Here is a 25182-nt window from a genome sequence, read left to right on the forward strand (position 1 = left end):
GCCGTGACCGGCAGGGTCCACCGGGTTCCGACGCCGGCGGGGCCGCTTCCGGGCCCGCGGGCGCGGAAGCGCTAGTTGTTCGCCGGCTCCGGCTCGGGGACCGGCAGCGCCCTCGCCCCGGTCCGGGGCGGCGGCGCCGGCCCGGACACCGGCTCCACGGCCTCGGGCGCCGGTACGGTCTCCGGCTCGGCGGGCAGGGCCTTGAAGACCCAGGTCCGGTAGGACCAGAAGCGGAAGACGGTCGCCGTGCCGATGCCGACGAACTTGAACACGTTCGTCGCGACCGGGCCGTCCCAGCCGAAGCCGTACGTGGCCGCGTACAGCACGCCGTTCTCGATGACCAGGCCGATGGCGCTGAACGCGGCGAACAAGGTCAGCTCACGGGTGCGGCCGCTCTTGGCCCGGTCGCGATAGGCGAAGTAGCGGAAGCCCAGGTAGTTGGTGGCGATGGCCACGACGGTGGCTATCACGCTCGCGCGCACCACCTGGAGGTCGGTCGTGTGCCGGATCAGGTTGAAGACACCCAGATTGACCAGCACGCCCAGACCGCCGACCGCCCCGAACTTGGCGACCTCCCGTACGAGGCCGCGTACGCGTTCGAGAACAGATCCGTTCCCCGGCGTGCTCATCTGCTGGTTCAGTCCCTGTCGGTCACCGCCCCGCACGGGCGCCCGGTCGCATTCCGTCAACCCACTCATCGTAAGTGTCCCCCCTGTGCCCCGCGTGTGCCTTCGGACACCGTGCGACGCACGGCACACCCCCCGGGGCCGTCCCGCACGTTCCGCGCCAGGGCCCGTCCGGATGGCGGAATACCGGCGGATACCCTGGAGGAGTGACGTTCCCGGTAGTCGGCATGGTCGGCGGCGGACAGCTCGCCCGCATGACCCACGAGGCGGGTATCCCCCTCGGAATCAAATTCAAGATCCTCAGTGACACCCCACAGGACTCGGCGGCCCAGGTCGTGAGCGACGTCGTCATCGGCGACTATCGCGACCTGGAGACGCTGCGCGCCTTCGCGCGCGGCTGCGACGTGATCACCTTCGATCACGAGCACGTCCCCACCGAGCACCTCAGGGCCCTGGAAGCGGACGGCATCCCCGTCCGGCCGGGGCCCGACGCGTTGGTGCACGCCCAGGACAAGGGGGTGATGCGCGCCAAGCTCGACGCGATCGGCGCGCCCTGCCCCCGCCACCGGATCGTGAGCGATCCGGCGGACGCGGCGGCCTTCGCGGACGAGGTGGGCGGCTTCCCGATCATCCTCAAGACGGTGCGCGGCGGATACGACGGCAAGGGCGTGTGGTTCGTCCGCGCGCCCGAGGACGCGGAGGCCCCCTTCAAGGCGGGCGTCCCGGTCCTCGCGGAGGAGAAGGTCGATTTCGTCCGCGAGCTCGCGGCCAACATCGTCCGCTCCCCGCACGGCCAGGCGGTGGCCTACCCCGTCGTGGAGTCGGTCCAGGTGGACGGGGTCTGCGACACGGTGATCGCCCCGGCCCCGAACCTCTCGGAGGCCCTGGCGGGCGATGCCCAGGCCCTGGCCCTGCGCATCGCCAAGGAGCTCGACGTGACCGGCCACCTGGCCGTGGAGCTGTTCGAGACCACCGACGGGCGGATCCTGGTCAACGAGCTGGCGATGCGCCCCCACAACAGCGGCCACTGGACCCAGGACGGCGCCGTCACCTCCCAGTTCGCCAACCACGTCCGCGCGGTCCTGGACCTCCCGCTGGGCGACCCGCGCCCCCGGGCCCGCTGGACGGTCATGGCGAACGTACTGGGCGGGGACTACCCCGACATGTACGCGGCGTACCTGCACTGCATGGCCCACGACCCGCAGCTGAAAATCCACATGTACGGCAAGGACGTGAAACACGGCCGCAAGGTCGGCCACGTCAACACCTACGGCGACGACCTGGACGATGTGCTGGAGCGAGCACGTCACGCTGCCGGCTACCTCAGAGGAACGATCACAGAATGAGCACCACTGCCCCCTCCGCGGGTCCCGTCGTCGGCATCGTCATGGGCTCGGACTCGGACTGGCCCGTCATGGAGGCCGCCGCCAAGGCCCTGGACGAGTTCGAGATCCCCTACGAGGTCGACGTCGTCTCCGCCCACCGGATGCCGCGCGAGATGATCGCGTACGGCGAGCAGGCCGCCGGGCGCGGACTCAAGGCGATCATCGCGGGCGCGGGCGGGGCGGCCCACCTGCCCGGCATGCTCGCCTCCGTCACGCCGCTGCCGGTCATCGGCGTGCCGGTCCCGCTGAAGTACCTCGACGGCATGGACTCGCTGCTGTCCATCGTCCAGATGCCGGCGGGCGTCCCCGTCGCCACCGTCTCCGTCGCCGGCGCGCGCAACGCCGGCCTGCTGGCCGTGCGCATGCTCGCCGCGCACGACCCGGAGCTGCTGGCCCGGATGCGGGAGTTCCAGCAGGAGCTGAGCGACCAGGCCACCGAGAAGGGCAAGCGGCTGCGTACGAAGGTGGCCGGCGCGGACGCCTTCGGATTCGGCAAGTGAGCGCGGCGCGGCGCCTGGACGAGGCGCGTGCCCTGCTCGGCGAGCACCCGGTCGTCGACGGGCACAACGACCTGCCCTGGGCGCTGCGCAACGGGGCCGCCCCGGCGGGCGCACCGGCGACGGTGCGCTACGACCTCGACCGCTGGGACCTATCCGCGGACCAGTCGGCCCACCTGCACACCGATATCCCCCGGCTGCGCGCCGGAGGCGTCGGCGCGCAGTTCTGGTCCGTCTACGTCCGCTCCGACTACGCGGGCGACGAGGCGGTCAGCGCCACGCTGGAGCAGATCGACGCCGTCGCCCAGCTGATCGGACGCTACCCGCGCGACCTGGTGCGGGCACTGACGGCCGACGACATGGAGGCGGCCCGCGCCGACGGCCGGATCGCCTCGCTGATGGGTGCCGAGGGCGGCCACTCCATCAACAACTCGCTGGCCACCCTGCGCGCCCTGCACCAGCTGGGCGTGCGGTACATGACGCTCACCCACAACGACACCATCGACTGGGCGGATTCGGCGACGGACGAGCCCCGGCACGGGGGCCTGAACGACTTCGGCCGCGAGGTCGTCCGCGAGATGAACCGCATCGGCATGCTCGTGGACCTCTCCCACGTCGCCGCGACGACGATGCGGGACGCGCTCGCGGTCACGGCCGCACCCGTGATCTTCTCGCACTCCTCCGCGCGGGCGGTCTGCGACCACCCGCGCAACGTCCCGGACGACGTGCTGGCGCTGCTGCCGGCCAACGGCGGCGTGGCGATGGCCACCTTCGTACCGAAGTTCATCCTCCCGGCGGCGGTCGAGTGGACCCTGGCGGCGGACGAGAACCTGCGGGCCAACGGCTTCCACCACCTCGACACCACGCCCGGCGCGATGGCCCTGCACCGCGCCTTCGAGGAGGTGCGGCCGCGCCCGGTGGCCACGGCCGCCACGGTGGCCGACCACCTGGACCACATGCGCGAGGTGGCCGGCATCGACCACATCGGCATCGGCGGGGACTACGACGGCACGGCCTTCACCCCGTCCGGGCTGGACGACGTGGCGGGCTACCCGAACCTGATCGCCGAACTGCTGGCGCGCGGCTGGTCGAAGGCCGACCTGGCCAAGCTGACCTGGTCCAACGCGGTACGGGCGCTGCGCGACGCGGAGGCGGTGTCCCGCGAGCTGTCGGCGGCGCGCGGCCCGTCGAACGCGATGCTCGCGCCGGTCGCGTAACCGGCCCGCGGGCCCGCCGGCCGTCGGGTCAGGCCGCCGGGAGGCGTTCATCCGCGTCCGCGTCCGCGGTGCGACCGTCCCGGCCCACAGGCCGGCCGGCCTGTGGGCCGCGCCCGCCCGGCGCCCGCCCGTCCGGCGGCGTTCGTCCGCGATCCGCGGATTGCACCCGAACGCCACATCCGCCGGGCGGCTTCCGCGTCCCACGTGTCACGGTGGCACCACCTCTCCCTGCTGCCGCCGAGACGGAGCGAACAGATGGCCGACCTGCAGGATGAACGTCCCGACACGGGCCACGTCCCCGTCGGCCCCGGCTCCCTCGGAGCCGAGGACACTCCCGCCGCGGCCGGGGCCGGTGCCCTCGACCGGGCTGCCGCCCTGCTGGCCGTCCACCCCGTCGCGGACGGGTGCAACACGCTCGTCTGGACCCTGCGCCAGAGCCCGCACCACGACATCGACACCCCGGACGCCGGAGTGGACACCGACATCCCGCGGCTGCGCGCCGGGGGAGTGGGGGCCCAGTTCTGGTCCCTGCTCCCGCCGTCGGCCCGGCCGCACCAGAGCGGCGCCGCCGACCAGGTGGTGTCCGACACCCTGGACCAGATCGACGTGGCCCTGGCCCTCGTGCGCCGCTACCCCGACAGCCTGTGCCTCGCGCTGACCGCCGACGACATGGTGGACGCCCGCAACCGGGGCGTGATCGCCTCGCTGCTCGGCCCCGTGTCCGGCCGTACCCTCACGGACTCCCTCGGCGCGCTGCGCGCCTTCCACACCCTCGGCGTACGGATCCTCGCGCCCGCCGGGGCCTGCTGGGCCCAGGAGGGACCGACGGCCTTCGGCCACGAGGTGGTCAAGGAGGCGAACCGGCTGGCGGTCCTGCTGGACCTGGCCGGCTGCCCGCCGGTGTCGGCCTGCCGGCTCGCCGAGGCGTCCAAGGCGCCCGTCATCGTCTCGAACACGGCGGCCGCGGCGCTGAACCCGCACCCCGACAACGTGACCGACGAGGTCCTGCTGGCGCTGCGCGCGGCGAACGGCCTGGCCATGGTCACCTTCGACACCGCGCGGACCGGGGACTCGCTGCACGCGGTGGCGGACCACCTCGACCACGTACGGGCGGTGGCCGGCCCCGAGTGCGTCGGGCTCGGCGCCGCCTTCGGCGCCGAACCGGGCATTCCCCGGCCGACGGGCCTCACCGACCCCTCGGGCTACCCGCGGCTGCTCGCGGAGCTCCTGGACCGCGGCTGGCCGGAGTCCGACCTGGCCCTGCTCACCTGGGGCAACGCCCTGCGGGTGCTGCGCGACGCGGAATTCACCGCCCGCGCCGCCCAACACCGCCGCCCGCCCGCCTGACCCTTCTTCGACGTGCCACCGCTCGGCCCGGGGTCGTCCGCCCGGCCGGAGCCGCAGCCGGAGCCGGAGCCGGAGCCGGAGCCGGAGCCGGAGCCGGAGCCGGGCCCCGGCTCCGGGCCTCAGGCCTTGGGGCGGCCCATCGCGCGGTACGTCCAGCCCGCCGCGCGCCAGCGGACCGGGTCCAGGGCGTTGCGGCCGTCGAGGACGAGCCGGTCGGTGACGACGGAGGCGAGCTCCGCCGGGTCGAGCTCGCGGAACTCGCGCCACTCGGTGAGGTGCAGCACGACCTCCGCGCCCCGGGCCGCCTCGCACGCGGAGTCCGCGTAGCCCAGCGTGGGGAAGACCCGGCGGGCGTTGTCCATGCCCTTGGGGTCGTAGACGGTCACCTGCCCGCCCTGGAGGTGGATCTGCCCCGCCACGTTCAGCGCCGGCGAGTCCCGCACGTCGTCCGAGTCGGGCTTGAAGGTCGCGCCCAGGACCGCGACCCGCTTGCCGAGGAAGGACCCGCCGACCGCCTCACGCGCCAGTTCGACCATGTGCCCGCGGCGCCGCATGTTGATGGAGTCGACCTCGCGCAGGAACGTCAGCGCCTGGTCGGCGCCGAGCTCGCCCGCACGTGCCATGAACGCCCGGATGTCCTTCGGCAGGCAGCCGCCGCCGAAGCCGATCCCGGCCCGCAGGAACTTCGCGCCGATCCGGTCGTCGTGGCCGATGGCCTCCGCCAGCTTCAGCACGTCCCCGCCGGCGGCCTCGCACACCTCGGCCATCGCGTTGATGAAGGAGATCTTCGTGGCGAGGAAGGAGTTCGCCGCCGTCTTCACCAGTTCGGCGGTGGGGAAGTCGGTGACGACCATCGGGGTCCCCTCCGACATCGGCGTCTCGTACACCTCCCGCAGCAGCTTCTCGCCGCGCTCGCCCTGGACCCCGATGACGATGCGGTCCGGGTGCAGGGTGTCCTGCACGGCGAAGCCCTCCCGCAGGAACTCCGGGTTCCACGCCAGCTCCACGTCCGCGCCCGCCGGGGCCAGCTCGATGAGCTTGGCCGCCAGCCGCTGCGCCGACCCGACGGGGACCGTCGACTTGCCGACGACCAGCACGGGCCTTGTCAGGTGCGGGGCCAGCGAGGCCGTCGCGGCGTCCACGTAGGACATGTCGCACGCGTACTCGCCGTGCTTCTGGGGGGTGTTCACGCAGATGAAGTGGACGTCGCCGAAGGCGCCGACCTCCTCCCAGGAGGTGGTGAACCGCAGCCGGCCCGTCGACCCGGGCAGGCCGGCGACGTGCGCGGCGAGCAGCTCCTCCAGCCCGGGCTCGTACATCGGCACCCGGCCCGCCGCCAGCATCTCGATCTTCTCCGGGACCACGTCCAGCCCCAGCACCTCGAACCCCAGTTCCGCCATCGCCGCGGCGTGGGTCGCACCGAGGTATCCGGTGCCGATCACTGTGATCCTGAGGGGGGCCATGGGTGCTCCAGAGGTGCGGGGCCGTTTGCGGCCACTGAGCATAGTCGGGCCGGTCCGGGGGGACGTCGTCCAGGAGCGCGGGTGGTCGCCCCCGCTGTCACGCAACTCACGTGGACCGTCCATATCGCCATCGGCGCGGCGGACACTAAGCTTGGGTTACTTAACGGTAGTTAGCATCACGCATCACCCTGGGGAGTGAGAGATCTTGGCGGGTTCTGCCGACTTCGACCTGTACCGCCCGGCCGAGGAGCACGACATGCTCCGCGAGTCCGTCCGCTCGCTCGCCGAGGCGAAGATCCTGCCGTTCGCGGCAGCGGTCGACGAGGAGTCCCGTTTCCCGCAGGAGGCCCTCGACGCCCTGGTCGCCAGCGACCTGCACGCCGTCCACGTGCCCGAGACCTACGGCGGCGCGGGCGCCGACGCCCTCGCGACCGTGATCGTGATCGAGGAGGTGGCCCGCGTCTGCGCCTCCTCCTCCCTCATCCCGGCCGTGAACAAGCTCGGCTCGCTCCCCGTGATCCTCTCCGGTTCCGAGGAGCTCAAGGCCAAGTACCTCGGGCCGCTCGCCAAGGGCGACGCGATGTTCTCGTACGCGCTCTCCGAGCCGGACGCGGGCTCCGACGCCGCGGGCATGAAGACCCGCGCGGTGCGCGACGGCGACTTCTGGGTGCTCAACGGCGTCAAGCGCTGGATCACCAACGCGGGCGTCTCCGAGTACTACACGGTCATGGCCGTCACCGACCCGGAGAAGCGCTCCAAGGGCATCAGCGCCTTCGTCGTCGAGAAGAGCGACGAGGGCGTGTCCTTCGGCGCCCCGGAGAAGAAGCTCGGCATCAAGGGCTCCCCGACGCGCGAGGTCTACCTCGACAACGTCCGGATCCCCGCCGACCGCATGATCGGCGCCGAGGGCACCGGCTTCGCCACCGCCATGAAGACCCTGGACCACACCCGCATCACCATCGCGGCCCAGGCCCTCGGTATCGCGCAGGGCGCGCTGGACTACGCCAAGGGCTACGTCCAGGAGCGCAAGCAGTTCGGCAAGCCGATCGGCGACTTCCAGGGCGTGCAGTTCATGCTCGCGGACATGGCCATGAAGATCGAGGCCGCCCGCCAGCTGACGTACGCGGCGGCGGCCCGCTCGGAGCGCGTCTCCGCCGGCGGCGCCCACGAGGACCTCACCTTCTTCGGCGCCGCGGCCAAGTGCTTCGCCTCCGACGTGGCGATGGAGGTCACCACCGACGCCGTCCAGCTCCTCGGCGGCTACGGCTACACCCGTGACTACCCGGTGGAGCGCATGATGCGCGACGCGAAGATCACGCAGATTTACGAAGGCACCAACCAGGTGCAGCGGATCGTCATGGCACGTAACCTGCCGTAGACGAACCCCCAGGCCGGAGGCGGATGCGTACATCCGCCTCCGGCCTTTGCACGCCCACCGGATGGGCTAAATTTGGACCTTCGTACGCCGGAATCGGTTGGGGAGAACGCAATGACGGAAGCGATCCTGCTGGTCGGCGGACAGGGGACACGGCTGCGCCCGGTGACGGTGAACACCCCCAAGCCGATGGTGCCGACCGCGGGTGTCCCGTTCCTCGCCCACCAGATAGCCAGGGCCGCCGCCGCCGGCGTCACGCACGTCGTCATGGCCACCTGCTACCTCGCCGAGGTCTTCGAGCCCTACTTCGGCGACGGATCCGACTTCGGCCTCAGCCTGGAGTACGTGGTCGAGGACGAGCCGCTCGGCACCGGAGGCGCCATCCGCAATGCCGCCCGGCGCCTGACCGGCGGTCCGGACTCGCCCGTCCTCGTCTTCAACGGCGACATCCTCACCGGCCTGGACATCGCCGGCCTGGTCGAGTCCCACCGGGCCGCCGACGCGGACGTCTCCCTGCACCTCGTCCGGGTCGACGACCCGCGGGCCTTCGGACTGGTCCCCACCGATCCCGACGGGCGGGTACTGGCCTTCACCGAGAAGCCGCAGACCCCCGAAGAGATCATCACCGACCAGATCAACGCCGGCTGCTACGTCTTCCGCCGCAGCGTGATCGACTCCATCCCGGCCGGCCGCCCGGTCTCCGTCGAGCGCGAGACCTTCCCCGGTCTGCTCGCCTCCGGGGCCAAGCTGCACGGCGTCACCGAGAACACGTACTGGATGGACCTCGGCAAGCCCGAGGCGATCATCCAGGCCTCCGCCGACCTGGTCCGCGGCGTCGTCCCCTCCCCGGCCGTCCCCGGCCCCCGGGGCGAGTCCCTGGTCCTTCCCGGCGCCCGCGTGGCGGCCGGCGCCAAGCTGTCCGGCGGCACCGTCGTCGGGGCCGGCGCCCGGATCGAGGAGGGCGCGGACGTCTGCGGCTCCATCGTGCTGGACGGAGCGACCGTGGGCCCGCACACCCGGATCAGCGCCAGCCTGATCGGCGCGGGCGCCCTGGTGGGGCCGCGCACGGTGCTGGACGGAACGGTGGTCGGCGACGGAGCCGTCGTGGGCGCCGACAACGAACTGCGCGCCGGGGCACGGGTGTGGTGCGAGGCGCGACTGCCCGCCGCCGCGCTCCGCTTCTCCTCGGACGCCTGAGGCCCGCGGGGGCCGCTGCGGGGGCGGGCCCCCGGGGCCCGGTGGCGGGCCCCGGCGCGCCGCCGTCACTGGCCCCGGACGGTGACCTTCTCGTCGTTCTGGATCTGCTTCACCAGCTGCTGCACCTTCGCCTTGTCCCAGACCAGGTTGCCGCCGCGCTGGCCGGAGATCGGCATGTTCATCGAGACGCCGTCACCGCCGTTGACGCCCTTCATCGCGAAGAACATCTGGCCCATGTCCCACAGGCCCATGTCCTTGTCCACGATCAGCGTGTCCAGGCCCGCGCCCAGCATCGGGTAGAGCGAGAACGGGTTGAGGACGGTCGACGGGGTCGCCGCCTGGCTCGCGAGCGCCGACAGGAACTTCTGCTGGTTCTTCGTCCGCTGGAGGTCCGACTCGGCGAAGGCGTACCGGGTGCGGACGAAGGCCAGCGACTGCTCGCCGTTCAGGGTCTGCTTGCCGGCCTGGAAGTCGGCGCCCGACTTCTCGTCCTTGAAGCCCTCCTCGATGTTCAGCTCCACCCCGCCGAGCGCGTCCACGATGTTCGCGAAGCCGGCGAAGCCGATCTCCGCGTAGTGGTCGATGCGCAGGCCGGTGTTGTGCTCCACCGTGCGCACCAGCAGCTCGGGGCCGTCCTCCGCGTAGGCGGCGTTCAGCTTGACCCGCCGCCCCTGGGCCGGGAACTTCTTGCCCGACTGGGAGCCGACGAAGGAAGGGATCTCCACGTCGGAGTCGCGGGGGAGCGAGATCATCGTGTTCCCGCTGGAGCACTTCGCCAGGATCATCATCGAGTCGGTCCGCTTGCCCTCGGCCGAACCGGTGTGGAGCTTCTTCTTCTCCTCGGCGGACATCCCCTCGCGGCTGTCGGAGCCCACGATCAGGTACGTCGTGCAGTCACCCTCCTTCGGGCGCTCGATGACCTTGGAGAGGTCCACCTCGCGGCGCACCTGGGAGTCGGCCCACACATAGGTGGCGACACCGGTCACCAGCAGGGCGGAGACCACCACGATCGATCCGACCTTGATCCGCTTGCGCCAGTCGGGGGCGGGGCCGGGGGCCCGTCCGGGGCGGCCCGGACCCGTCGGCGGCGGCTGCGGCCCGCCGGGTCCGCCCGGGGCGCCGCCCGAGGGGGCCCCGTAGACCTGTCCGGTGTTGTAGCCGCTGTCGTAGCCGCCGGGGGTGCGCGCCTGCTGCGGGGGCACCCCGTGCGGGGGCCGGCTCCCCGGCGGCTGCGCCGGCGGCGGCACGGTGGGGCGCGGCGGGCGCGCCGGCTGCTGCCGCTGGACGTGCCGCATCCGCTGCGGGCCCTCGGGCTCCGCCCGCGAGCTGCCCCGTCCGTACCCGTCGTCGCGGCGCCCGCGCTCGTCGCGGTCGCCGTTCCACCCCTCTGGCCAGTCATTCATGTGCCAAGGATGCCCGGCCGGGCGTGTCGCCCGACACCCCGGTGGACGATCCGTACCGGTGCTGTTGCGAAGCTGATGCCTCCGCGATCCCCGCGGTACGCGCCAGGGGCGGTCTTCGGCCATGCCGGACGGCGCCCGCCGAAGCCGACCGGCCGTCGGTGCACCCCCTAAAGTGGCGGTATGACAGAGATACCGGGCGAGCTCCCGGGGAAGCCGACCGCGGCCTCGCGGACCACTCTCAGCCACATCATGACCGCGAACGACACCAACCTCCTCGGTACGGTGCACGGTGGCGTGATCATGAAGCTCGTGGACGACGCGGCCGGCGCCGTGGCCGGTCGCCACTCCGGGGGCCCGGCGGTCACCGCGTCCATGGACGAGATGGCCTTCCTCGCGCCCGTCCGCGTCGGTGACCTCGTCCACGTGAAGGCCCAGTGCAACTGGGCCGGCCGCTCCTCCATGGAGATCGGCGTACGGGTCCTCGCGGAGCGGTGGAACGAGTCCACCCCCGCCACCCAGGTCGGCACCGCCTACCTGGTCTTCGCGGCGGTCGACTCCGACGGCAAGCCCCGCCGGGTGCCGCCGGTCCTCCCCGAGACGGAGCAGGACGAGCGGCGCTACCAGGAGGCGCAGATCCGCCGGACCCACCGGCTGGCCCGGCGGCAGGCGATCATGGCGCTGCGCGAGGAGCGGTCGGCCCAAGGCTTCGACGACTGACGACTGACGACTGACGACTGACGGGCGGCGGGCGGCACGCGGCGGGCCGCAGGCAACGGTCGGAGCGGCGCGCGGACCCGCCGCCGGCCTCAGCCGCCGCAGACCATCTGGTCGCCCGTGACCACCCCGAACGGCCCCTGGTACGGATCCTCGGAGCGCACCGGCACCACCTTGCGGTAGTCCGTCCCGGCGATCACCAGCACCGTCCGCCCCTGCCCCGCCACCGCGCGCAGTCGGCTGCCCGGCAGCGCGGTCGCCACCGTCCGCGCGCTGCGGTCCCAGCGCGGATCGTAGGCGATCACCGTGCGCTTGACGTCGCGGCCGGCGCCGTTGCCCGGGGCCCGGGTGGTGTCGAAGCCGGTGGCGCGCAGCGCCGCGTCGACCCGTCCGCCCAGCCCGTCGACGCGGGTCCCGTTCTCCACCTGCACCCGGATCTGCTGCGGCGGCACGTCCACCGGCACCGCCACCGGCCGGGTGGGGGCCGGCCCGGTCCGTACCGGGGCGAGCGGCCGGTCCTCGCGCAGTGCCTCGAACAGCCTGGCGGCCTTCGGCCCGTCCCACTTCACGGTCGAGCCGATGCCCTTGACCCGGTACGAGGGACTGCCGATCGGCACCGAGGCGAACTCGGAGGACGAAGGGGTGAAGTCCCGCATCGCCTGGCCCAGCGCGAGCATCTGCTCCGAACCGAAGCCCTTGTCCGCCCGCACCGACCCGAGCAGGGTGGAGCTGACCTGCTTGAACTTCACCGGGTTGAGCAGCACCCCGCTGCCGGTCGCCTGCTTGATCAGGGCCGCCACGAAGCGCTGCTGGCGCTGCATCCGGCCCAGGTCGGAAGCTCCGTCGACATGGCGCGCGCGCACGTACTGCAGGGCCTGTCCGCCGCTGAGGCGGTGGGTGCCGGGCAGCAGGTCGAGGCCGGTGTTGGGGTCGCGCATGGTCTTGGCGGTGCAGATCTCCACGCCGCCCATCGCGTCGACCGTCTTCATGAAGCTGGTGAAGTCGACCTCCAGGTAGTGGTCGATCTTCACCCGGGTCATGTGCTCGACGGTCCGTACGGTGAGGTGGGGCCCGCCCTCCGCGTACGCCGCGTTCAGTCTCACCGGGTGGACCTTGTGCGCCTTGCCGGTGACCTGGTCCCGGTGCGCGGGCACCTCCGCGTAGCTGTCGCGGGGGAGGCTGATCACGCTGGCCCGCTCCTTGTCCGCGGACAGGTGCACGAGCATGATCGTGTCCGTGCAGTGGCAGGGCGCCCCGCCGAGGCGGTACTCGCGCTTCTCCTCGGGGCTGATCCGGCCCCGGCCGTCGGTACCGACCAGCAGGACGTTCAGGCCGTGTCCGGCCTGCGGGCGGTTCTTCATGTCCTTGAACGGGTCCACCCGCTCGATCCCGGTGTCCAGGCCCGTCATCACCGCGTGTCCGACGGCACCCGAGCCCAGCACCACCACCGACAGCCCGGCCGCGATCCGGACCCCCCACCGGGGCCGCTCGCGCCGGCGCCGGGCCGGACCCCCGCCACCGGCCTGCCGGGCGCGCGTCGGCTGCGGTGGCCTGGCGGGACGGGTGGGACGGTGCGGCTGGGGCACGGTGGACACCTCCGCAGGGGCAGCAGGGAGACCGGGTGACGGGTAGGAGAGATCCTTCGGATTCGTCAGAACAGTAGGCCCATACGATCAGCCTCTGTCCGTACCGCTCACTCGGCGCGCACCCGGTTCCCCCGTACGCGGTAACGTGACACCGATACCCGACCGTGAAGGACCACATGCCCGCCCAGCAGCCCGCAGTCTCGGTGATCATGCCGGTGCTCAATGAGGAGCGCCACCTCCGCGACTCCGTCCGCCACATCCTGGATCAGGAGTACGCGGGCGAGATGGAGGTGGTGATCGCACTCGGGCCGTCCACGGACCGCACCGACGAGATCGCCGCCGAGCTCGTACGCGAAGACTCCCGAGTCCACACCGTCCCGAACCCCACCGGTCGCACTCCGGCGGCCCTCAACGCCGCCATCAAGGCCTCGCGTCACCCGATCGTGGTACGCGTCGACGGCCACGGCATGCTCTCGCCGAACTACATCGCCACCGCGGTCCGCCTCCTGGCGGAGACCGGTGCGCAGAACGTCGGCGGCATCATGCACGCCGAGGGCGAGAACAGCTGGGAGGAGGCCGTCGCCGCGGCGATGACCTCGAAGATCGGTGTCGGCAACGCCCCCTTCCACACCGGTGGCCGTGCCGGTCGGGCCGAGACGGTCTACCTCGGCGTGTTCCGCCGGGAGGCGCTGGAGCAGCAGGGCGGCTACAACGAGGAGTTCATCCGCGCCCAGGACTGGGAGCTGAACTTCCGCATCCGTGAGGCCGGCGGCCTGATCTGGTTCTCGCCGGAGCTGAAGGTCCAGTACCGCCCGAGGCCTTCCGTACGGGCCCTGGCCAAGCAGTACAAGGACTACGGGCGGTGGCGCCACGTGGTGGCCCGCTACCACGCCGGCTCCATCAACGTGCGCTACCTGGCCCCGCCGACCCTGGTCTGCGCGCTCGCGGCCGGTGTCGTCGTCGGGGCGGCCGTCACTCCGCTGGGCTTCGCGGTCCCGGCCGGCTACCTCGCGGCGATCGTCCTGGGCTCCGTCCCGGCGGGCAAGGGCCTGTCCCTCAAGGCCCGGGCGCAGATCCCCGTCGCCCTCGCCACCATGCACCTGTGCTGGGGCTACGGCTTCCTGACCAGCCCGCGCGCGCTCGCCCGCACGCTCATCGCCGGCCGCCGCCCGCCGGTGCGCCGGGGCAGTCAGGACCTCCCCGACCCCTCGCAGGTCTGAGGCACGTACGAGCAAAGGGGCCCGGCGGGGACGGTGCGATCACCGTCCCCGCCGGGCCCCTTTCGCGGGCCCGCGGGGCCGCCTACCAGGTGAAGCCCGGCTGGATGGGCATGCAGGCCTTGTCGTTGTCGCCGTTGAGGGCGTGGGCGGAGTCCGGTGCCTTGGTCGGCGCGGGCGGCGGCGGGGTCGGAGCGGCGCCGGTCCGCCAGTCCTTGCCGACGAACACGACGATCCCGGTGACCTCGTCGGACTTCTGCACCGACGTCGCCGGCAGGCCGAGCGCGGTGGCCAGCGCGGTGGCGTTGCCCGCCTGGTCGGCGCCGGCGAAGCGGATCACCGTGGTGTCCTCGGCGCCGGTCTGCCGTTCCGCGAGGGCCTTGCCGAAGCCCTTGCCGACCAGCAGCGCGGCGACCTCCGTCGCGCGGTTCTTGGCCGCGGCCTGGGCGCCGTCCTTGCCGCCGGTGGCGTTGCGGACGGTCACCGCGACCTTCGCGGGCGGCGAGGCCGGCGCGACGGCCGCCGGCGGTGCCCCGGTGGCCGGAGCGCCGGTGGTGGCCGGCGGCGTGGCGCCCGGCGCGGTGGTGGCGGCCGGGTCCGCCGGCGCGGAGGCGCCGTCCGTCGGGGTCCCGGAGCCCTTCCCGTCGAGCGCGATGTCCTCGCGGACCATCCGGAACAGCGCTTCCGCCTCGCCCGCCATCGGCTCGACCCGCCCTTCCAGGCCGGGCCGCGTGCTGTAGACCCACGGCATGGTGGTCATGGTGATCCGCCCCGGCGGCACCTTCTTGAGCTCCATGCTGAGGTCGTACAGCTTGTCGATCTTGTTCAGGCCGGTGTCCACGACCATCGCCTCGATGGCGGCCTGCGCCAGGCTGTTGAGCTTCACCGGATTGGTGAGCTTGGCGTTCTTGCGGAACTCACGCGCCATCGAGTTCATGTACTGGTGCTGGGCGTGCGTACGGCCGATGTCGGTGCCGTCCTCGAAGCCGTACCGGGTCCGCAGCCACTGCAGGGCCGTCTCGCCCTGGATGATGCTCTCGCCCTTCGGCAGCCTCAGGCCGGAGCCCTTGCCGTCACGGGTGCGGGAGTGGACGTTCTCCTGGACGCAGACCGGGACGCCGCCGATGGCGTCCGCCATCGAGACCACGCCCTTGAAGTCGATCATCATGAAGTGGTCGACGGGTATCTTCGTGAGCTCCTGCCAGGCCGCGACCGTGCAGCCCGGTCCGCCTCGGCCCAGCGACTCGTTCGTCTGGACGAGCCCCTTGCTGGCGGGGTGCACCGTGCCGCCCGGCTCGGTGCACTTGGGCATCATCAGCATCGTGTCGCGCGGCATCGACACCACCGACATGTTGCTGCGGTCCGCGGACAGGTGCAGCAGCATCTGCACGTCCGCGAGGGGCGGTCCGTCGAAGGTGTCGGAAGCGCCGCCGAGGGCCTGGTTCTCCGCGTCGTCGCGCGCGTCCGAACCGATGATCAGGATGTTCAGCGGGGTCTGCCCGAAGGCGTTGGGCTTGGACCCGCCCAGTTTGTTCTCGCCGAGGTTCAGCGCGTCCGTCTGAATGCTGCCGTTGAGGTGGCGGTAGTAGAGGTAACCGGCCGCCGCCGTCCCGAGTATGAGGAAGGCCAGCACCGAGGACACCCAGCGCAGCACCCGCCGACGGCCACGCCGTTGCCCTCGGGTGCCGGCCGCGCGGCGCTCCGCCCGCGAACCGCCCCGCGGCGGGGGCACGGTGGGGGTCCCGCCCGCACCGCCGCCGGGTATGTCCCCGGTGGCGCGGGCGGCCGCCCCCTCCCCCCGCACGCTGCTGTGCCTCACACGTACCCCCCTGAAGAAAACTGGTCAGTCGTTCGTGGTGCCGGTCCTACCGGCCGTGCTCCGTCACTTCGCGCAGACTTCCTTGTCCGCCTCGATGCGCTGGACGCCCTCGGGCACCGTCTGCGGCGCCGGCGCCGCGGGCGGCGCACCCGGCTCCTTGAAGTCCGGTCCGAGCGTCAGCTTCATCGGCGCCTTCGCCGCGGCGTCGGCCGTGCCCATCCTCAGGGCCGAGGCGGGCAGCCCCATCATGTCCGCCAGCGCCCTGGCCTGGTCGGCCTGGTTGGGCGCGTACTCCAACTGCGTGGCGCCGACCTTCGCGGGCGCGTTGCCCTGGTTGCTGGCCTTCGGCACGCCCTTCTTGGTCTGCAGCCAGTTCAGCGTGGTGGAGGCCGACCCCTTGGGACCGCCGCCGTTGTAGACGTTGACCCGTACGTCCTGGGCGGGCGCGCGGGTGCCCTGGAGCAAGGCGTCCTGCTGGGCCTTCGCCTGCGCGTCGGCCGCCTCCTGCGCGGCCTGCTCCTTCTGCTCGACCTCCGTGAGCGAGACGTCCCCCCGGATCATCTGCAGCAGCGGATCGGCCTGGGTCGGGTTGAGCACGACGGTGGCCTTGACCTTCTCGGCCGGGTTGTCGAGCACCGGCAGCGTGGTGAACGTGACGTTCTTGAGGTCGATGTTCTTCAACTCGCCCGCCAGATCGGTGAGTTTGTCGATGGACCCCAATCCCTGGTCCACCGTCAGCGACTTGGTGGCCGCCTCCGCGAGGGAGAAGAACTTCTTCGGGCTCGTCAGCGTCTCCTTGGACTTCATCTCGCGCATCATCGAGCTGAGGAACTGCTGCTGGGTCTTGATGCGGTCCAGGTCGCTCTCGTTGCCGAAGGCGTGCCGGGTGCGTACGAAGGCCAGCGCCTGCTCGCCCGCCAGCCGGTGCTCGCCCGCGGACAGCTTGAGCTTGGAGTCCTCGTCGTCGACGGCCTTCTCCAGGCAGACGGGCACGCCGCCGACCGCCGTGCTCAGGTTCTTCACCGCGTTGAAGTCGACCATCATGAAGTTGTCGACCTCGATCCCGGTGAGGTCCTTGACGGTGCGCATCGTGCAGCCCGCGTCGCGGCCCTCCTGGCCGAGGCTGTTGTTGAAGCGGGTGCCCTTGGTGCCCTTGATCTCCTTCGTCGTACCGTCCGGCTGCTTGGTGGGGCAGGACGGGATGTCGGTGATCAGGTCCCGGGGGATGGACAGCGCGGTGGCGTTGGATCGGTCCTTGGCGACGTGGAACAGGATCGTGGTGTCGGCGTGGCCGACGCTGTTCGCGTCCCCGTAGCCCTCGTTGCCGGCGCCGCTGCGCTTGTCGGTGCCGATGACCAGGATGTTGATGGCCTGGTCCTTCTTGAAGCCGCCGGAACCGGCACCCGCGATGTCGGTGATGCTGAGGTTGCCGTTCAGGTGGTCGTAGTAGAGGTACGCCCCCACGGACCCGGCGACGAGGAGGAAGGCCAACGTCCCGCCGGTGACGACGAGGGCCTTCTTGCGCCGTCCGCCACCGCCGCCCTGACGGGACCGGCCGCCGCGCCGCCCGCCGGGCGGACCGTCGCCGCGCCGCGGCTTCGGTACGGCGGGGGAGGGGGTGACGGGCGCCGAAGTCGATCGGCGGGGAGCGGTGACGGAAGCCCTCGACTGCGGAGCGGATTGATCCGGTAGCAGTTCGTAGTGGCCGGTGCGGGGGTTGAGTACCCACTGGTCAGCGGGGTCGATCTCGTCCGCCCGCCCACGGCTTTGCGCATCCACGGTTGCTCGAATCCTCCGTCGGTGCTTCGCGACGCGCCTCCCCCGGGCGCCCGGTCAACGATCCGGCTGCTGGTGCCCGGCCTCTTGGTCGGCCGGGGCACCGGATCGCTCACCTTATCCGTCCGGTTCGACCGCAAACCATGCTGGTGACAAATTCCACTCCCCTTATAACGGGGCGAACCGCTCAACCCGCCCGGTTCGGTCACCGCCTTTTGGGATTGCTTTACCGGCAATCGGCCGTGCCCGCAGTGGTCCCGGTAAAGGTGGGGACGGGTACGGGAGCCGTGTCGGTTCCGTCGGAGGGAGTGTCCGGGCTCACGGGTGTTGCCCGCGTCGACGGTGCGGTCGGTGTGATCGGTGTGATCGGTGCGGTCGGGGTTGCAGGTGCCGTTGATGTCGTCGGGGCTCCGGAGGGCTCGGTCGGCCCCTCGGGCCGGATCCCGGCCTCCGGCTCGGCTTCCGGCGGCGTCACGGTGACCGGCTTGTCCGTGCGCAGCTGCTCGAACAGCCGGGCCGCGTCCGGTTCGACCAGCTCGTCCCGGTTGGGGTTGGCGGCGTACGGACGGCGCGGCACCGTGAGGAACTTGACCTGTTCGGTCGGTATGTCCCTTACACCGCGCACGAGTTCGTACAGCCCGCGCAGCGAGGACAGTCCCGGGTCCGTGGTCACCGAGGAGGTCGCCGCGTCCAGCAGCGGGTACAGCCGGCCCGGGTTCAGCAGGACCCCGTTGCTCTGCACCTTCTTGACGAGCGAGCCGAGGAACGCCTGCTGGCGCTCCATCCGTTCGGTGTCGCTGCCGTTGCCCAGGCTGTAGCGGGCCCGGACGAAGCCGAGCGCCTGCTCGCCCCGCAGGGTCTGCCGGCCGGCGGGCAGCCTGAGTTTCGCCTCGGTGTCGTCCATCGGCCGCCGCAGGCACACCTCCACGCCGCCTATGGCGTCGACCATCTTCTTGAACCCGCCGAAGTCGATCACCATGTGGTGGTCGATGCGGATTCCGGTGAGCTTCTCCACCGTACGGATCGTGCAGGCGGCCCCGCCCCACTGGAACGCCCAGTTGAACTGCGCGAACTGCTCGCGGCTGCGGCTCCCGTCCGCCTTCAGGCAGCTGGGGACGTCCGCCATCAGGTCCCGGGGTATCGAGACCGCCGTCGCGCTCGCGCGGTCCGCCGGCAGGTGCAGCAGGATCGTCGTGTCCGAGCGCTGGGTGCCCCGGTCCTTCCCGTACCGGCGGTTCTCCAGGCCGGAGCGAGAGTCGGAGCCGATCAGCAGGATGTTCTGGGCGCCGGAGTCGAAGTGGGCGGGACGATCGCGCTCGAAACGCCTGAGCTCGGCCGCCGCCGAGGTGTCCTCCGTGATGTTCCCGTCGAGCTTGCGGTAGATCCACCAGCCGGTGGCGGCCCCCAGCAGGACCAGCAGGGCCACTCCGAGGCCGATCCAGCGCAGCAGGCGGCGCCGGCGGCTGCGCGGAGGCCTGGTGCCGCCTCCGGCCGCTCCGGTCCCGCCCGGTATGCCCGCACTGTCGGTCACTCGCGTCCGTCCCCTCACCGCTCGCGCCACAGCCGTACGGGGGGGTACGACCACTGCCGATCCTGCCCCCGGGCGGCTGGAGCAGCCCGGGGGCGGGGCCCTGTCCAGGGCCATGCGGGTGACAAATCGCCCGTTGTCGGTGGCGAGGGCGGTCCGACGGGCGCCGCGCCACGCGACCCTCCGAGGGCCGCAGGGGCCCGGGCCGGCGGAGCGCCGCGCGGACTCAGACCGTGTGGGTGACGCGCTCGCTCTCGGTGCGCTGGGCCAGCGCCTGCGCCGGAAGCCGGTCCAGGTTCCGGCACAGCACCACGGAGCCGCCGGCGGCCAGCGCCGCGAACAGGCCCGCCGAGAGGCCGTCCCAGGTGTCGTACCCGCCCCCGGTCAGCACCCGCGAGCCCGCGTCCAGGCCCAGCTTCGCCGCGTCCTGGCGGGCCCGCGCCGTCAGCTCCGCGTACGAGAGCTCCTCGCCGCCCACGACCAGCCCCGGGCCCTCGGGGTCCACCGGGACGAAGGGAGCGAACCGGTCGCCCTGCCCCGGCACCTCCACCGCGTAGTCCGCGAAGCCCTCCGGCGGCTGCGGGAACCGCCCGCCCAGCGGCCGCAGCGCCAGCGCCACCCGCTCCCCGGAACAGGCGCGGGCCTCCTCCAGGGAGTCCGGACCGCTGACGACGAGGTCCGCGGCGGCCGGATCCCCGCCCACCTCGACGACCACGCCGACCGAGGCGCAGGCGAGCAGCCACACGGCGCTCTGCCAGTGCGCGGGGAGCAGCAGCGCCAGCCGGTCACCGGGCTCGGCCCCCAGGTCGCCCTGGAGCAGATTGGCGGTCTTGGCCACCCAATTGGCGAAGGTGGCGACGGACAATTCGACGCGCTCGCCCGTGGCGTCGTCGTAGAAGGTGACGAGCGGGCGGCCCGGATCGGCGGCGAGCGCGGATCGCAGCAGGTCGGCAGGGGTGCGGTCAGTGGCGTTCACCCGGCACAGGGTACGCGGGGCCCTCCCCCGTACGGCCGTCGCCGGCTCCTCCGTACGGGGGAGGGTCGGCCCGCGCCCGACGGACGGGGCGTCAGTTCTCGGATGGCGCCGGGCGGTGGGGGTGCTCACCATCCTTTTCATGCGTGGATTCCTTGCTTCCTCGATCGGCGTCGCGACGGCTGCCGTACTGGCCATGCCCCTCGCGCTCCCCACTCCGGCCCGGGCGGAGACCGCCCCCGTCAACCCCGCCGGGTCCACCCAGTCGCTGCCACTCGTCCCCCTGGGACCCTCGGCGGACCGGACGCCGGGCGTCCCCGGCACGAGCGCCTCGCCCCGCCTGCCGCAGACGCAGGGCCTGGGCGCGCGGGAGGTCAAGACGTTCTCGCTGGTCGGCGTCGTCTGGGACGACGCGGCCACCGAGCTGTACGGCCGGGTTCAGGTCCGTACCCGCTCCGCGCGGACCGCGACCTGGTCCGACTGGCAGGACCTCGAAACCCACAACAGCGAGCACGCCGCCGACCCCGACGCGGCGGAGACCGGGTCCGGCCGCGTCCGCGGCTCGACCGCGCCCCTGTGGGTGGGCGAGTCCGACGGCGTGGAGGTCCGCGTCCAGGCGGAACCCGGCACCCCGACCACCCGCGCCCCGGCCCGCCTGCCGTCGGGGATGCGGATCGAACTCGTGGACCCGGGCGCGGACGGGCCGGGCGGCGCCGGGGACGGCAAGAACGCCGGTCCCGTCGGCGACGACAAGGGCGAGATCGTCCTTCCGGGCATGACGATGGAGATGGCCGAGGCCTCGGCGGCGAACCTGCCGCACGCGGAGCTCGGGGCCAAGGAGATCACCGCCCTCGACAAGGCCGACTCCACCGCAGACGCGGTCTTCGCGAACGACGGCGCGCTGGCCGCGGCCCCGTTCATCGGGCCCCGTCCGAAGATCGTCACCCGCCTGGGTTGGGGTGCGGACGAGAGCCTGCGCGAGAAGGCCTTCGTCTACACGAACACCGTCAAGGCGGCCTTCGTGCACCACAGCGCCTCCGGCAACAACTACGCCTGCAAGGACGCCCCCGCGCTGCTGCGCAGCCTGTACCGCTACCACGTCGTCAGCAGCGGCTGGCGCGACTTCGGCTACAACTTCGCCGTCGACAAGTGCGGCACGGTGTACGAGGGCCGCGCGGGCGGGGTCGCCAAGGCGGTGCTCGGGGCGCACACCATGGGCTTCAACACCGACAGCATGGGCATCGCGGTGCTCGGCAGCTACACCTCGACGGCGCCCCCGGCGGCGGCGGTCGACGCGGTCGCCCGGCTGACCGCCTGGAAGCTCGGCCTCTTCGGTCGCGACCCGCGGGCGAAGGCCACGTTGAAGTCGGGCGGCGGCAACCGCTACCCGAAGGGCCAGAACGTGTCGATGAACGTCATCTCGGGCCACCGCGACGGCTTCGCCACGGAGTGCCCCGGCAAGCAGCTCTACAGCAAGCTGGGCACGACCCGCACCTCCTCGGCCAAACTCCAGGGCCGTCCGTAGCCCACCCCGCCCCGGTCCGCTCCCCCGTCCAACCCCAGCCCCCGGCGTTCGAGGCGCGCCGCCGCCTCGGGCCGTATCCAACCCCGCCGGCGCCGTATCCAGCCCCGGGGGCGTTCGAGGCGCGGGGTCCGGGGCGGAGCCCCGATCCGTGACCCGCAGGTTCCCACCCACCCCCGCCGGGGCCCGGGGGCGGAGCCCCGATCCGTGACCGCGGGCGCCACCCCGGTCCGCCGAGCCTCCGGCCAGGGATACGCTCGGGAGATGGCCGGTCGCTTCGAACCCCTCAGCCGCGCCGCCGTCCGCGGCGGGCGGACCGCCGTACCCCCGGGTACGGGCGGCGCGGCCGGCGCCGGCGCCCGCGCGCGGACCTGGCGGCCCGCCGGCCCCGGCCCCCTCGACCTCGGCCTCGTCCTGGGGCCGCTCCGCCGGGGCCCCGGCGACCCCACCTTCCGCACCACCCCGGACGGCTCCGTCTGGCGGGCCACCCGCACCCCCCAGGGCCCCGCGACCCTCCGGGTCTCCCGCGCCGGGGAGGAGGTCGCCGCCGAGGCCTGGGGCCCCGGCGCCGACTGGATCCTCGAACAGCTGCCCGAGCTCCTCGGCGGCGCCGACGACCCCGCCGCCTTCGTCCCGCGCCACCGGCTCGTGCACGCCAGTCACCGCCGGCGCCCGGGCCTGCGCCTCGTCCGCACGGGCCTGGTCCTGGAGTCGCTGATCCCGTGCGTGCTGGAACAGAAGGTCACCGCCGACGAGGCGTACCGCGCCTGGCGCCGCCTCGTGCGCCGGCACGGGGACCCCGCGCCCGGCCCGCAGGACCTGTACGTCATGCCCGACGCCCGCACCTGGGCGCTCATCCCCTCCTGGGACTGGCACAAGGCGGGCGTGGACGCCAAGCGGTCCGACACCATCGTCCGCGCGGCCCGGCTGGCCGCCCGGTTGGAGGAGGCCGCGGCGATGGCGCCCGAGGCCGCCGCCGCCCGGCTGGAGGCCGTACCCGGCATCGGACCCTGGACCTCCGCCGAGACCCTCCAGCGCAGCAACGGCGCCCCGGACGCGGTGACCACCGGCGACCTGCACCTGCCCGGCATCGTCGGCTACGCACTGGCCGGCGACCGCGACGCCGACGACGCCGTCATGCTGGAGCTCCTGGCCCCCTACGCCGGCCAGCGCCACCGCGCCGCCCGCCTGATCCTGCTGGCGGGCCGCACCCCGCCCCGCCGCGTCCCGCGCATGCCCCGCACCGACATCGGCAGGCTGTGACGCCGCAGGCGCTCAGCGGACCTCGATGAACGCCTCCGCGGACCGGGCCGGCCGCTCGGCCGCCGGCGCCGCCGGATGGCCGACCGCGACCGCTCCCATCGGGTCCCAGTCCCGCGGCAGCCCCAGTACCTCTCTCACCACGTCCCGGCAGAACATCGTCGAGGACACCCACGCCGACCCCAGCCGCTCCCCGGCCAGCGCGACCAGGAAGTTCTGCACGCCGGCGCCCATGGCGACCACGAACATCTCGCGCTCCGCCGCGTCCCGACGCGCATGCCCGTAGTGGTGCGCGCCGTCGGTCACCAGACACGGCACCACCAGGTACGGGGCCCGTCGCAGCACCTCCCCGCGCCGGACGCGCGCGGCGATGGACTCCTCGGACTTCCCGTCCGCCCGCAGGTCCGCGATCCACGCGTCCCGCATGGCGTCCAGCAGCCGCACCCGCGCGGCCGGCGACTCCAGCAGCACGAACCGCCACGGCGTCGTGTGGTGCGGCGCCGGGGCCGTGACGGCCGCCGCCACGGCCCGGCGCACCGCGCCCGGGTCCACCGGTTCGGCCGTGAAGGCCCGTACGGTGCGCCGCTGCGTGACGGCCTCCCGGACGGCCTCCGAGGTCCCCAGCCGGAACATGTCGTCCTGCGGCGGGCGCACCAGCTCCCGCGCCGACGAGCCCTCGCCCAGTACGTGGGCCAGCCCGCGCACGACGGCCACCGGCAGCCCGGCCGCCTTGCCCTTGACCAGGTCCCCGGCGGCGGCCAGCTCGTCGGCGGTCGCCACCACCGTGGCGCTCAGCGGGTTGCCGTGCGCATCGGTGCCGCCGCGCAGGTCGTCCAGGACCCGCACCCCGGCCGAGCCGATCGCCACGTCGGTGAGCCCCGTGCGCCACGGCCGTCCGAAGGTGTCCGTCACGACGACGCCCACGTCCACGGACAGCGCCTCGCGCACGCCCGCGCGGATCGCGGCCGCCGAGGCGTCCGGGTCCTCGGGCAGCAGCAGCACGGTGCCGGGGGCGGTGTTGGACGCGTCGACCCCTGCCGCCGCCATCACCAGCCCCTGCCGGTTCTCCACGATCCGCAGGGCGCCCCGGCGCGCGACCACCCGTACGGTCTCGGCGTCTATCGCCGCCTCCCGGGAGCCGGCCCGGACGATCCGGCCCTCCGCCTTGGAGACGATCTTCGAGGTGACCAGCAGGACGTCCCCGTCCCGCAGGTCCGGGGCGGCCGCAGTGATGAGCTTCGCCAGGTCGTCGCCGGGAGCGACCTCGGGAATCCCCTCGACGGCCCGCACCTCGTACGAGGGCACGCGCCCGGCGGTCACCGCGAGGCCTCGGCCAGTGCGAGCGCGGCCCGGGCCATCTCGGCGGTCGCCTCCAGGTCGGTCATCATCAGGGGCACCGCGCGGCAGGTGATCCCGGCGGCCTCCACCTCGGGGACGGCGTCCGCGTCGGAGGTGTCCACGAGCCAGGCGTCGAGCAGGTCCGTCCCGTAGTGCAGCGCGACCGCCGAGGCGGTGGACTCGACGCCCACCGCGGCGAGCACCTTGTCGGCCATCCCGCGCACGGGGGCGCCCCCGACGATGGGGGAGAGGCCCACGACGGGTGCGGGGGCGGCGGCCACGGCCTCCCGGATGCCGGGCACGGACAGGATCGTCCCGATCGAGACCACGGGGTTGGAGGGCGGGAAGACGATGACGTCGGCCGCCGCGAGGGCCTCCAGCACGCCGGGTGCGGGCCTGGCCTGTTCGGCGCCCACGGGGACGACGGCCTCCGCGTCGACCGAGGCGCGCAGCCGGACCCAGTACTCCTGGAAGTGGATGACGCGGCGCTCCCCGGTGCCGGCCTCGGTGATCGCGACGTGGGTCTCGACCCGGTCGTCGGACATGGGCAGCAGCCGTACGCCGGGCCGCCAGCGGTCGCACAGGGCCTCGGTGACCGCGCTCAGCGGATAGCCCGCGCCGAGCATCTGCGTGCGGACGATATGGGTGGCGAAGTCGCGGTCGCCGAGACCGAACCAGGTGGGTCCGACCCCGTACGCCGCGAGTTCCTCCTTGACGGTGAAGGACTCCTCGGTGCGGCCCCAGCCCTGGTCCTCGTTGATGCCACCGCCGAGGGTGTACATCACCGTGTCCAGATCGGGGCACACCTTGAGTCCGAACAGGTGGATGTCGTCACCGGTGTTCCCGATGACCGTGATGTCAGCGTCGGGCACGGCCGACTTGAGTCCGCGGAGGAACCGGGCGCCGCCTATACCGCCGGCCAGAACAACAATGCGCATG

The 25182-nt window shown here is 72.9% G+C and carries 20 protein-coding genes; 10 read left to right on the forward strand and 10 right to left on the reverse strand.

Annotated features, from left to right (window positions below):
- Positions 1 to 71: 71 nt before the first annotated feature.
- Positions 72 to 629: a GtrA family protein gene (locus ACWFQ8_RS19150; RefSeq protein WP_453787422.1), complete on the reverse strand. Its 558-nt coding sequence runs from the start codon at positions 627 to 629 to the stop codon at positions 72 to 74.
- A gap of 203 nt (positions 630 to 832) precedes the next feature.
- On the opposite strand from ACWFQ8_RS19150, the gene ACWFQ8_RS19155 reads away from it, so the two are divergent.
- The 4 genes from ACWFQ8_RS19155 (at position 833) to ACWFQ8_RS19170 (ending at position 5072) form a co-directional block, all read left to right on the forward strand.
- On the forward strand, positions 833 to 1972 hold the full coding sequence (locus tag ACWFQ8_RS19155) for a 5-(carboxyamino)imidazole ribonucleotide synthase (protein WP_453787423.1): 1140 nt from the start codon (positions 833 to 835) through the stop codon (positions 1970 to 1972).
- On the forward strand, positions 1969 to 2511 hold the full coding sequence (gene purE / locus ACWFQ8_RS19160; protein ID WP_453787424.1) for a 5-(carboxyamino)imidazole ribonucleotide mutase: 543 nt from the start codon (positions 1969 to 1971) through the stop codon (positions 2509 to 2511). Before ACWFQ8_RS19155 ends, purE begins: the two co-directional genes overlap by 4 nt.
- Positions 2508 to 3725, forward strand: a complete 1218-nt coding sequence (locus tag ACWFQ8_RS19165; RefSeq protein WP_453787425.1) for a dipeptidase — start codon at positions 2508 to 2510, stop codon at positions 3723 to 3725. The genes purE and ACWFQ8_RS19165 overlap by 4 nt, the downstream gene beginning before the upstream one ends.
- Positions 3726 to 3980: 255 nt before the next feature.
- Entirely contained in the window at positions 3981 to 5072 is a 1092-nt protein-coding gene (locus tag ACWFQ8_RS19170; RefSeq protein ID WP_453787426.1) for a membrane dipeptidase, read from the forward strand.
- 119 nt (positions 5073 to 5191) lie between these two features.
- Here the strand turns inward: ACWFQ8_RS19170 and ACWFQ8_RS19175 are convergent, their stop codons facing one another.
- Positions 5192 to 6535 (reverse strand): UDP-glucose dehydrogenase family protein, encoded by a 1344-nt coding sequence (locus ACWFQ8_RS19175; protein ID WP_453787427.1) that lies wholly within the window; start codon positions 6533 to 6535, stop codon positions 5192 to 5194.
- A 205-nt stretch (positions 6536 to 6740) separates the two neighbouring features.
- Between ACWFQ8_RS19175 and ACWFQ8_RS19180 the strand changes: the two genes are divergently transcribed.
- The gene (locus tag ACWFQ8_RS19180; RefSeq protein WP_393850838.1) at positions 6741 to 7913 is read left to right on the forward strand and encodes an acyl-CoA dehydrogenase family protein; all 1173 of its coding nucleotides are present in this window, start codon (positions 6741 to 6743) and stop codon (positions 7911 to 7913) included.
- 111 nt (positions 7914 to 8024) lie between these two features.
- Positions 8025 to 9107, forward strand: a complete 1083-nt coding sequence (locus ACWFQ8_RS19185) for a sugar phosphate nucleotidyltransferase (RefSeq protein ID WP_453787428.1) — start codon at positions 8025 to 8027, stop codon at positions 9105 to 9107.
- Positions 9108 to 9172: 65 nt separating this feature from the next.
- Here the strand turns inward: ACWFQ8_RS19185 and ACWFQ8_RS19190 are convergent, their stop codons facing one another.
- On the reverse strand, positions 9173 to 10510 hold the full coding sequence (locus ACWFQ8_RS19190; RefSeq protein ID WP_453787429.1) for an LCP family protein: 1338 nt from the start codon (positions 10508 to 10510) through the stop codon (positions 9173 to 9175).
- 180 nt (positions 10511 to 10690) lie between these two features.
- Here ACWFQ8_RS19190 and ACWFQ8_RS19195 point away from each other — a divergent pair, with 180 nt between their 5' ends.
- On the forward strand, positions 10691 to 11227 hold the full coding sequence (locus ACWFQ8_RS19195) for an acyl-CoA thioesterase (protein WP_384539912.1): 537 nt from the start codon (positions 10691 to 10693) through the stop codon (positions 11225 to 11227).
- An 89-nt stretch (positions 11228 to 11316) separates the two neighbouring features.
- On the opposite strand, the gene ACWFQ8_RS19200 is transcribed toward ACWFQ8_RS19195, so the two are convergent.
- Positions 11317 to 12810, reverse strand: coding sequence for an LCP family protein (locus tag ACWFQ8_RS19200; RefSeq protein ID WP_453787430.1), 1494 nt, complete (start codon positions 12808 to 12810; stop codon positions 11317 to 11319).
- Positions 12811 to 12986: 176 nt separating this feature from the next.
- On the opposite strand from ACWFQ8_RS19200, the gene ACWFQ8_RS19205 reads away from it, so the two are divergent.
- Positions 12987 to 14030: a glycosyltransferase family 2 protein gene (locus ACWFQ8_RS19205; RefSeq protein WP_453787431.1), complete on the forward strand. Its 1044-nt coding sequence runs from the start codon at positions 12987 to 12989 to the stop codon at positions 14028 to 14030.
- 82 nt (positions 14031 to 14112) lie between these two features.
- Here ACWFQ8_RS19205 and ACWFQ8_RS19210 read toward each other — a convergent pair whose 3' ends face one another.
- The 4 genes from ACWFQ8_RS19210 to ACWFQ8_RS19225 all read right to left on the reverse strand — a co-directional run bounded on the left by ACWFQ8_RS19210 (position 14113) and on the right by ACWFQ8_RS19225 (position 20126).
- Positions 14113 to 15846 (reverse strand): LCP family protein, encoded by a 1734-nt coding sequence (locus ACWFQ8_RS19210; protein ID WP_453787432.1) that lies wholly within the window; start codon positions 15844 to 15846, stop codon positions 14113 to 14115.
- Between the two features lie 63 nt (positions 15847 to 15909).
- A complete protein-coding gene (locus ACWFQ8_RS19215) occupies positions 15910 to 17625 on the reverse strand; it encodes an LCP family protein (RefSeq protein WP_453787433.1) in 1716 nt (571 codons plus the stop codon).
- A 223-nt stretch (positions 17626 to 17848) separates the two neighbouring features.
- Complete coding sequence (locus tag ACWFQ8_RS19220) at positions 17849 to 19153, reverse strand: LCP family protein (protein WP_453787434.1); 1305 nt, start codon at positions 19151 to 19153, stop codon at positions 17849 to 17851.
- 223 nt (positions 19154 to 19376) lie between these two features.
- Complete coding sequence (locus ACWFQ8_RS19225) at positions 19377 to 20126, reverse strand: TIGR03089 family protein (protein ID WP_453787435.1); 750 nt, start codon at positions 20124 to 20126, stop codon at positions 19377 to 19379.
- 139 nt (positions 20127 to 20265) lie between these two features.
- On the opposite strand from ACWFQ8_RS19225, the gene ACWFQ8_RS19230 reads away from it, so the two are divergent.
- Both ACWFQ8_RS19230 and ACWFQ8_RS19235 read left to right on the forward strand, forming a co-directional pair.
- Positions 20266 to 21648, forward strand: coding sequence for a peptidoglycan recognition protein family protein (locus tag ACWFQ8_RS19230; RefSeq protein ID WP_453787436.1), 1383 nt, complete (start codon positions 20266 to 20268; stop codon positions 21646 to 21648).
- A gap of 261 nt (positions 21649 to 21909) precedes the next feature.
- Entirely contained in the window at positions 21910 to 22908 is a 999-nt protein-coding gene (locus ACWFQ8_RS19235) for a DNA-3-methyladenine glycosylase family protein (protein ID WP_453787437.1), read from the forward strand.
- 12 nt (positions 22909 to 22920) lie between these two features.
- Here ACWFQ8_RS19235 and ACWFQ8_RS19240 read toward each other — a convergent pair whose 3' ends face one another.
- A complete protein-coding gene (locus ACWFQ8_RS19240) occupies positions 22921 to 24225 on the reverse strand; it encodes a coenzyme F420-0:L-glutamate ligase (RefSeq protein ID WP_453787438.1) in 1305 nt (434 codons plus the stop codon).
- The gene (cofD, locus tag ACWFQ8_RS19245; protein ID WP_453787439.1) at positions 24222 to 25181 is read right to left on the reverse strand and encodes a 2-phospho-L-lactate transferase; all 960 of its coding nucleotides are present in this window, start codon (positions 25179 to 25181) and stop codon (positions 24222 to 24224) included. The genes ACWFQ8_RS19240 and cofD overlap by 4 nt, the downstream gene beginning before the upstream one ends.
- Between the last annotated feature and the right edge of the window lies 1 nt (position 25182).

This window comes from Streptomyces sp. NPDC055254 (assembly GCF_053606025.1).

Coding starts and splice junctions, on each gene's coding strand:
- ACWFQ8_RS19150 (WP_453787422.1), bottom strand. CDS start 629: ATGAGCACGCCGGGGAACGGATCTGTTCTCGAACGCGTACGCGGCCTC.
- purE (WP_453787424.1), top strand. CDS start 1,969: ATGAGCACCACTGCCCCCTCCGCGGGTCCCGTCGTCGGCATCGTCATG.
- ACWFQ8_RS19170 (WP_453787426.1), top strand. CDS start 3,981: ATGGCCGACCTGCAGGATGAACGTCCCGACACGGGCCACGTCCCCGTC.
- ACWFQ8_RS19175 (WP_453787427.1), bottom strand. CDS start 6,535: ATGGCCCCCCTCAGGATCACAGTGATCGGCACCGGATACCTCGGTGCG.
- ACWFQ8_RS19185 (WP_453787428.1), top strand. CDS start 8,025: ATGACGGAAGCGATCCTGCTGGTCGGCGGACAGGGGACACGGCTGCGC.
- ACWFQ8_RS19190 (WP_453787429.1), bottom strand. CDS start 10,510: ATGAATGACTGGCCAGAGGGGTGGAACGGCGACCGCGACGAGCGCGGG.
- ACWFQ8_RS19195 (WP_384539912.1), top strand. CDS start 10,691: ATGACAGAGATACCGGGCGAGCTCCCGGGGAAGCCGACCGCGGCCTCG.
- ACWFQ8_RS19205 (WP_453787431.1), top strand. CDS start 12,987: ATGCCCGCCCAGCAGCCCGCAGTCTCGGTGATCATGCCGGTGCTCAAT.
- ACWFQ8_RS19230 (WP_453787436.1), top strand. CDS start 20,266: ATGCGTGGATTCCTTGCTTCCTCGATCGGCGTCGCGACGGCTGCCGTA.
- ACWFQ8_RS19235 (WP_453787437.1), top strand. CDS start 21,910: ATGGCCGGTCGCTTCGAACCCCTCAGCCGCGCCGCCGTCCGCGGCGGG.
- cofD (WP_453787439.1), bottom strand. CDS start 25,181: ATGCGCATTGTTGTTCTGGCCGGCGGTATAGGCGGCGCCCGGTTCCTC.